The sequence below is a fragment of the Saccharicrinis sp. 156 genome, assembly GCF_050589685.1.
Lineage (GTDB): Bacteria > Bacteroidota > Bacteroidia > Bacteroidales > Marinilabiliaceae > Saccharicrinis.
The window spans coordinates 1,720-9,491 of the sequence record NZ_JBNGOS010000074.1; the positions used below are offsets into that span (position 1 = coordinate 1,720).

The following is a 7,772-nucleotide window of genomic DNA, read 5'->3' on the forward strand; positions in this document are numbered from 1 at the left end:
ATTGAATTGGAGCTTTAGCGTAAATCAATGAATACCTATAGAAGATAATATTCTATGAATTAAAGCAATTCACAACAACGATTACGATTTTTTTGATATCGAAATACATGTCAAAGACCGCATTAAATATACAAATTGAATTGGAGCTTTAGCGTAAATCAATGAATACCTATAAAGGTCATATTTTATGAATTAAAGCAATTCACTGTTTGTTCAAATATAAGGAGAAGTCACGTGTGGTTCTAATAGCAAATGAACTGTACATGTACTGGGAGGATGTACATGAAAAGCAAAAGAAGAACTCTATCGGTAAGCCGTAGCGCCTATGCTGAAGCTTCAGCGTAAGCATATGAGGGAAGACTTCACAGCCTGTCCACGAACATCGGGATACGGTTTGAAGAAGGGGGTGCTGATAGTTTGCATATAACTATTACTTTTATAGTAATTTATTAGAGTAAGCCATCAGGCTCTACTCTACTGCCTAATATAAACAGAAAGACGCGCGTTTCTTAAGGAAAAAATTGGAAAGTGTAAACGAAAAAAAAACAGGAAATACTGTGAAATGGATTATAACCAAATTCATTATTTAAAAAAGTGATTTATCAAATGGAATACTTGGGTTCATGTTTATGCAAAGGAATAAAATTTAAAGTTAAAGGTGACTTTGACAGTTTTTATTTATGCCATTGCAGATATTGTAGGAAAGACACAGGGTCTGCTCATGCTGCAAATTTGTTTTCCACAACAGCTAAACTAGAATGGATAAAAACGGAAACTGAAATTAAAATATTTCAACCACATAAAAGTAATCATGTGAAAGCTTTTTGTATTAATTGTGGTTCAGCCCTGCCCAATTTGCAAATGGACGGTAAACTTTTAGTAGTACCAGCAGGATGTTTAGATACTACATTGGAAAAACGACCTAATGCACATATTTTTATCTCAAATAAAGCAAGTTGGGATGAATCGTTGGAAGCAATAAATAAATTTGGACGCTTCCCTGAATAAGAAAAAAAAGAAATTTGCTCCTGTTTTTTTTTCAAATAGACATGGAGAAACACTTTAATGGAGATTAATATAGAAGGGAAATTGAAAAAACTATGCCCAATAAATAAAGGGCATGGGCTGGTAGCATAAATTTGGGAGTTTTTCTCTTTAAATAAGTTCACCGAAGCTTTTGCTTCGGCTGGTTAAAAGAATAAATTTATAACCAAAACCTTAGCTTCGGCTAGGTGGGATTTTGGCAGTTTGGCTTTTCAAATTAGCCACACCCTTATTAGTAATATTAGCAGTAAGCAATACAAAATTATGAACACATTTAAATTTTTGATATTCCTTTTAATTTTTATCTCTTGCAATGAGACTAAAAAAGAAAAACCAAATAATGAAGAACAATCATCTGAACAAGAAATTGCATTTGTAACTAATAGAGATGGTAACTCTGAAATATATATAATGGATATAAATGGAGATAATGTGCGAAATATTACAAAAAATGATTCTCTTGACTTTAGTCCTTCTTGGTCAGGTGATGGGCAAAATCTTTATTTCTATTCAAAAAGAGATGGTAATGCAGAAATATATACAATTAATTCTGATGGGACTGAATTAAAGCGACTAACAAATCATCCTACAACAGATGTACTTCCTGAATTATCGCCTGTTGGAGAAACAATTGTATTTATGAGTGAAAGGGATTCTCTTTCCAGGAACATTTATCTTATGAACAAAGACGGCTCGAATATTAGGCAATTAACAAGAAATAAATTTTACGAAGAAAGTCCTAGTTGGTCTAATGATGGTCAGAAAATTTTATTCACCAGACAATTGCGCGATTCAGCAGACACTTCTCATGCTGCCAATGGAGAAATACATATAATGGATGTCAATGGCGAAAATGTCAAAAGACTAACTAACAAAATTGGTTACGATTCTGGAGCTAAATTTTCACCCAACGGAAAACAAATTGCTTTTTATGGAATCAATGATAATAACTGGGACTTATTTATAATGAATTCCGATGGAACTAATTTGCTCAACCTGACCTATGATAGTATTGAATGCTATTCACCAGATTGGTCAGCAGATGGACAATGGCTTGTTTATACAGCAGGTAGTAAAGGGATTTACAATATTTGGAAAATAAATATTAGCACAAAAGAACGAATTCAATTAACCAATACGAACAGTAGAAATGAGAGTCCTGTTTGGAAAAAATAGCCAGGCGCCGATAAATAGGAATAGGAGCGGTCTGCAAGACCCCGCGATTATTCCAGGTTGAACTACAACCCGGTTTAGATACCTGCCAGGTATTTTAACCTAATGGCCATAGTCGGGGAGAGTGGCACAATCCGGTCTTTTTTATACTTGCTCTGTCGGATATGGATGGTCTGCCTTTCAAAATCCACATCTCCAATTTTGAATTTATGACTTCCTTTCCGTGCAGCCCGGCCGAATAAATGCGTGTCAGAACGGTGCGCTGTTTCAAAAGCAAAGGGGTGCGGAAAAACGCTTTGAGTCCGGACCGGTTAAGGATCACCGGTAGTTTCGTGTCCCGTTTCAATTCGGGCAAGGCCTTAAAATGAATCACAAACAGCGCTAACCTTCTGCCATAATTTTGCAAGGTACTCTTGTTTTGGCCGCGCAGTTCAACCTGGGTTTCAGGTTTCTGTAAAACCTTTTTAAATACAGGCACATGGCAATGGCCTTTTCCAAAATTGTAAGTGATGTTTTCATTCTCATAACAGTAATTTTTTATGCGATAAATAATTATTGTTATACGGCAAGCAAAGAAGGGTGATTAATTGCCATATTGCATAGTTAACTCGTGTGGGTTTTGTTCAACACTGTAGATAAAACATTTGGCGGATAGTGCTAATTTTAAGTATATTGCATTTAACAAACATTGGAACAGGTTGATGGGAAATCTTATTGAAATGCCAAACGTTTCATATACTTGTCTGTTGTAAGCCGCATACAACAAGACTGTGCAACTATGGAACGAAATGAAAATTAATAAAACCGGATTTTTGAAAAGAAACCAGAGAAGAGAAAGGATACATAAAATTTTAATCGAGCACCTTTCAAAAATGTAATTTATCCTTATCTTTTAAAGAACTAATGATTAAAATAAAAGTCTCAATTTTTTGACCATGAGAAATAAACTAAAAAAAGATTTAGGATTGTTCGATGTTTTTGCCATTAGCACCGGGGCAATGTTCAGTTCCGGGTTCTTTTTGCTACCAGGCATTGCTGCGCATTACACAGGACCATCCGTATTTTTGGCTTATTTACTTGCTGGCATATTAATATTGCCGGCCATGTTTAGCATTGCCGAAGTTTCTACTGCCTTACCTCGCTCAGGAGGAGCGTATTTCTTTCTGGACAGAAGTTTAGGCCCAATAATGGGAACAATTGGTGGCTTAGGTACATATTTTGCTTTAATGTTAAAAACAGCTTTTGCAATCATCGGTATCGGTGCATATGCTGCTGTTTTCTGGGATATCCCAACAAAAACAGTTGCCATAATTGCCACGCTTTTCTTTATGGTTTTAAATTTAGTAGGCGCAAAAAAAACTTCTGCCTTCCAAAAAATATTTGTAATATTTCTTTTAGTTATCTTAATTACTTTTATTGCCGACGGACTTTTTTCCATATTCACAATAGAATCCATAAAAAATCAATCATTTGGTTCCCAGTTTACCCCATTCTTTTCAAATGGGATTGGGGGTATGTTCACAACAATAGGTTTTGTTTTTGTTTCTTATCTGGGATTAACCCAAATTGCAAGTGTTGCAGAGGAGGTTAAAAATCCTGAAAGAAATATCCCCTTGGGAATGATATTGTCTTTAGTTGTTACAGGACTAATTTATGGTTTGGGTGTTTTTATTATGGTTGCCGTTATTGAGCCAACCTCATTTGCCAATGATATGGCTCCGGCAGCTACTGCTGCTAAACAAATTTTTAAATGGTTGCCCGATCATGCAGGAGTATGGTTGATGTCAATTGCTGCTCTTGCCGCGTTTGCTTCAACAGGAAATGCAGGACTTTTATCAGCATCACGCTATCCCTTTGCAATGGGGCGTGATAAATTGCTTCCTGCTGTTTTGTCAAGGATTGGGGGGAAAGGAACTCCAATATTAGCTATATTGCTTACAACAGCTTTAATTATCTTATTCATCCTAATATTGTCTGAAGAAGGAATTGTAAAACTGGCAAGCACCTTCCAGCTGCTTATTTTCATTTTCATCAATTTCTCTGTTATTGTTTTCCGAAATAGTAAAATAGAATCATACGACCCGGGATATTTGTCTCCCCTTTATCCTTTTATGCAAATTATTGGGATTGTTATTTCGATTATACTCATTATTTATTTAGGGTGGATGCCAATTCTTTTTACCACTGGTGTAGTTGTAGTGGGGCTACTTTGGTATCATTTTCACTCCCGCGGAAAAGTAAAACGAGAAGGAGCAATATTTCACTGGTTTGCACTATTGGGTAAATATCAATACGACGAATTGGAAAATGAGTTAATGACGATATTAAAAGAAAAAGGCCTTCGTGAAGGTGACCCTTTTGATGAAACTGTTATTAAGTCGAAGATAAAAATATTAAAAGAAGCTACCGATTTTGAGGAAATATTAAGTAATGTTTCCGATAATTTTTGTGCGAAATTAGAGACATGTAAAGAAGAAGTTACACATAAATTTACCCATTCATTGCCCGAAGAGTCAGTAATAACCTTACCCGGTGTTTTGGTTTTTCATGCTAAGTTCAAGAGTGTTTTGCACCCTTCGATGCAAATAATTGTTTCCAATACTGCTATTGATTGCACAATGCTATTTAAAGACAATGAATTAAAAACGCCAATACACATCTGTGTTTTTTTAATTAATTCCGACGAAAATCCTAAACAACAGCTACGTATGTTATCCCGACTCCTCGATATTTTAGAAAGAGAACACCTTGTGAAAGCGATACTAAATATGAATAGCCATAGAGAAATTAAGGAATATATGTTGCAAAATGAGCGTTTTGTAAGCATAAAACTATTAAAGGGAACACCACAAGAGGTAATGATTGGTCGTCAATTAAAAGAAATTCAGCTTCCCAAGGATGTTTTAGTTGCCTTAGTTGAAAGAAATAATAAAACTTTTACTCCTAATGGTTCTACAACTTTAATGACTAATGATGTTCTAACCATACTTGGAGAAATTAAATCCATTTCAAAATTATACAGAGAGTATATGAGTTATGAAATTGAAAAATTAGATACTTAAAAGTACAAAGTACGACGGCACAATAAATAGGAATATCGAGCGGTCTGCAAGACCCAGCGATTATTCCAGGTTGAACGACAAACTGGTTTAGATACCTGCCAGGTATTTTAATCGTTTTTTTTGTGTTTTTTATGTCTCAGGAATGCTAGATGCTACTTTCTTATTCAATAACCTTTCAAAATGTAATAGACATGAAAAATCACCTTTTTACTATTCTGACATTAATGCTGTTATTAAATGTAAATGTTGTTATTGCACAAGAAGACGATTCCAGCAGATTTAATCTAATGAAAGCCCCAATCGACAAAGCTGCGAGAAACGCAGTTTGGAGAACGGACTTTTATATATGCACTGGAATAGCATATGCAAAAAGTGCAGGAAGAACTACGGATGATTTTATGAAATTTGTTGCTGATACACATGTTAATACCTTGAACTCAATAAAAGGTAAAGGACTTGAGCCCATTATTAACTTAGCAAATTTTTTAATTACTAGCTATCCGGATGGAACATTTGAAATTATTTCGGAATCTCCGTCAACAGTTAAGTATAAAACCAACAGACCTTATATCTCATATTTTACGAAAGGATATATGGTTGGGGTAACAATTGATGAGTTTGAAAAATGTTTGTGGGGGCACTTCAAATTAATGCTTAAATCATTGGGAATTGATTTTGATTATCACATTGAAGGGGATTTTGTTGAAGCAGAGGTTACTTTAATGGAATAATATTTATGGTTAAACGGCACACAATGCACTGGTATAGGGTATATACAGTTAGTTATTTCTTGGGAGTTAAGTGGGACTATCGACCACCGCCAAATCTTTAGAGATGCGAATATGGAATTGATACTATCCGTGCTGGCTTTGTCCTATTTGGCTGAAATAATTAAGTAGTTGATTCTAAATGTCGCTATATGTTTGTTCAACCCGCAATATGCATTAGAAATTCTATTACACATTGAAATTACTTTAAAACAAGACACTTCGTTGCATCACTTCAACTCATCAGAACGGTGCTCCTGAAAGTAATCGGGACAAGTGATGCCTCGTTTCAGTAATGCCTTGGTTTATTGTACTTGCAATGCTCATGACGAACCTCCAATACATAATCCGGGTTCAAATATGAAGAGAAATCACAAGTGGTTTATTCAGCTAATGAACTTTACATGTGCCGGGTAGATTCATGTGAAAAGCAAATAGAGAACTCTATCGGTAAGCCGTAGCGCCTATGCTGAAACTTCAGTGTAAGTATATGAGGGAATACTTCACGTGCGGTTTGATGCAGGGGGCGCTGATAGTTTACTTATTATTGTTACTTTTAGTGGTATTAATTAGAGTAAGTTATCAGGCTCTATTCTACTGTTTCATACAAAAACAAACATTATGAAAAAAACAAAGTATCCTAAAATATATCGAATAATTCATTGGGCCATAGCGATATCATTTCTGCTATTGTTATTAACGATATTTCTACGATTGACGTGGCTGAACAAGTTTAATGTTGCAGCTATAATACAGGACTACCTGAATACTACCGACCAGATGTTATCTCAGGAACAGCTCATAGTTTTAGCAAAAAAGATAAGACAACCAATGTGGGATTGGCATTTTTATATTGGTTATGTACTAGTTGGACTATTTAGTATTCGTTTCACACTTCCTGCATTAGGACATATGAAGTTCCAAAATCCTTTGACCAAAGATTTATCCTTAAAGGAAAAATTTAAGAAATGGACGTACCTCATTTTTTATGTCTGTGTTATCATTTCTCTTTCAACTGGACTTATTATAGAATGGGGACCAAAAGAACTAAAGAAACCAATGGAAGAAATCCATATCCTTGGTATTTATTACTTGGTAGCGTTTGTTGTTATTCATTTGGCAGGGATATTAATAGCGGAATTTACAGACCAAAAAGGAATTGTTTCACGAATAGTAAGTGGAACAAAGGACAACGATTAAAAAGTACGAAACCACAATATTGGCTATGGTAAATGTGGGCATATTGCTCCAAAATGAATGTGTTACAACTAAATAAACTTACGGTATCTGGAGCGGAAAACGGTTTCGAAATCCCGATCTTGCTATAGCCAGGGCCGTTGTGCTTCTGGAGCAAATGGGAGATGCATTCACTTTTTTTATCGTCTTTTTGGGCCCTGAAAACGGGTAAAAGTCCTCATGTAAGCACATGGATTCAAATAAATACCCACTACACATTATTTCCAATACACTATCAAACTATCTATATTTAACAAAAATAATGACAATATAAATAGTTTTTAGACAGACTGACGTTGCCTGTAATTTAAACATAGACATCACAACGGCGAAAAAGAAACTAATAATTTTAATTCCGACTATTATAGTATTAATCCAATTCATAAGGATTAATACTAATAATGCTGAAAGTATGTATCCCCACTACCAAGTAGGTCATAGATTTTTATCGGAGATGTACGATATTTGTTTACTGTTGGGGATTTACAGC

Annotated in this window: 6 protein-coding genes; 5 read left to right on the top strand and 1 reads right to left on the bottom strand. The window is 35.0% G+C overall.

The window, feature by feature from the left end; genetic code table 11:
* Positions 1 to 606 precede the first annotated feature (606 nt).
* Together ACRD64_RS24675 and ACRD64_RS24680 are read left to right on the top strand one after the other, a co-directional pair.
* Positions 607 to 1,008, top strand: a complete 402-nt coding sequence (locus ACRD64_RS24675; protein ID WP_430937202.1) for a GFA family protein — start codon at positions 607 to 609, stop codon at positions 1,006 to 1,008.
* 300 nt (positions 1,009 to 1,308) lie between these two features.
* On the top strand, positions 1,309 to 2,220 hold the full coding sequence (locus ACRD64_RS24680) for a TolB family protein (protein WP_430937204.1): 912 nt from the start codon (positions 1,309 to 1,311) through the stop codon (positions 2,218 to 2,220).
* Between the two features lie 94 nt (positions 2,221 to 2,314).
* Here ACRD64_RS24680 and ACRD64_RS24685 read toward each other — a convergent pair whose 3' ends face one another.
* Positions 2,315 to 2,695 (bottom strand): hypothetical protein, encoded by a 381-nt coding sequence (locus ACRD64_RS24685; RefSeq protein ID WP_430937206.1) that lies wholly within the window; start codon positions 2,693 to 2,695, stop codon positions 2,315 to 2,317.
* A gap of 457 nt (positions 2,696 to 3,152) precedes the next feature.
* On the opposite strand from ACRD64_RS24685, the gene ACRD64_RS24690 reads away from it, so the two are divergent.
* The 3 genes from ACRD64_RS24690 to ACRD64_RS24700 all read left to right on the top strand — a co-directional run bounded on the left by ACRD64_RS24690 (position 3,153) and on the right by ACRD64_RS24700 (position 7,246).
* A complete protein-coding gene (locus ACRD64_RS24690; RefSeq protein ID WP_430937208.1) occupies positions 3,153 to 5,279 on the top strand; it encodes an amino acid permease in 2,127 nt (708 codons plus the stop codon).
* A gap of 191 nt (positions 5,280 to 5,470) precedes the next feature.
* Positions 5,471 to 6,010 (top strand): hypothetical protein, encoded by a 540-nt coding sequence (locus tag ACRD64_RS24695; RefSeq protein ID WP_430937210.1) that lies wholly within the window; start codon positions 5,471 to 5,473, stop codon positions 6,008 to 6,010.
* A 657-nt stretch (positions 6,011 to 6,667) separates the two neighbouring features.
* Entirely contained in the window at positions 6,668 to 7,246 is a 579-nt protein-coding gene (locus tag ACRD64_RS24700) for a cytochrome b/b6 domain-containing protein (protein WP_430937212.1), read from the top strand.
* Positions 7,247 to 7,772: the final 526 nt, after the last annotated feature.

What these genes read in the sequence shown, in the direction of transcription:
- ACRD64_RS24675 (WP_430937202.1), top strand. Translation starts at nt 607, where the DNA reads ATGGAATACTTGGGTTCATGTTTATGCAAAGGAATAAAATTTAAAGTT.
- ACRD64_RS24680 (WP_430937204.1), top strand. Translation starts at nt 1,309, where the DNA reads ATGAACACATTTAAATTTTTGATATTCCTTTTAATTTTTATCTCTTGC.
- ACRD64_RS24695 (WP_430937210.1), top strand. Translation starts at nt 5,471, where the DNA reads ATGAAAAATCACCTTTTTACTATTCTGACATTAATGCTGTTATTAAAT.
- ACRD64_RS24690 (WP_430937208.1), top strand. Translation starts at nt 3,153, where the DNA reads ATGAGAAATAAACTAAAAAAAGATTTAGGATTGTTCGATGTTTTTGCC.
- ACRD64_RS24700 (WP_430937212.1), top strand. Translation starts at nt 6,668, where the DNA reads ATGAAAAAAACAAAGTATCCTAAAATATATCGAATAATTCATTGGGCC.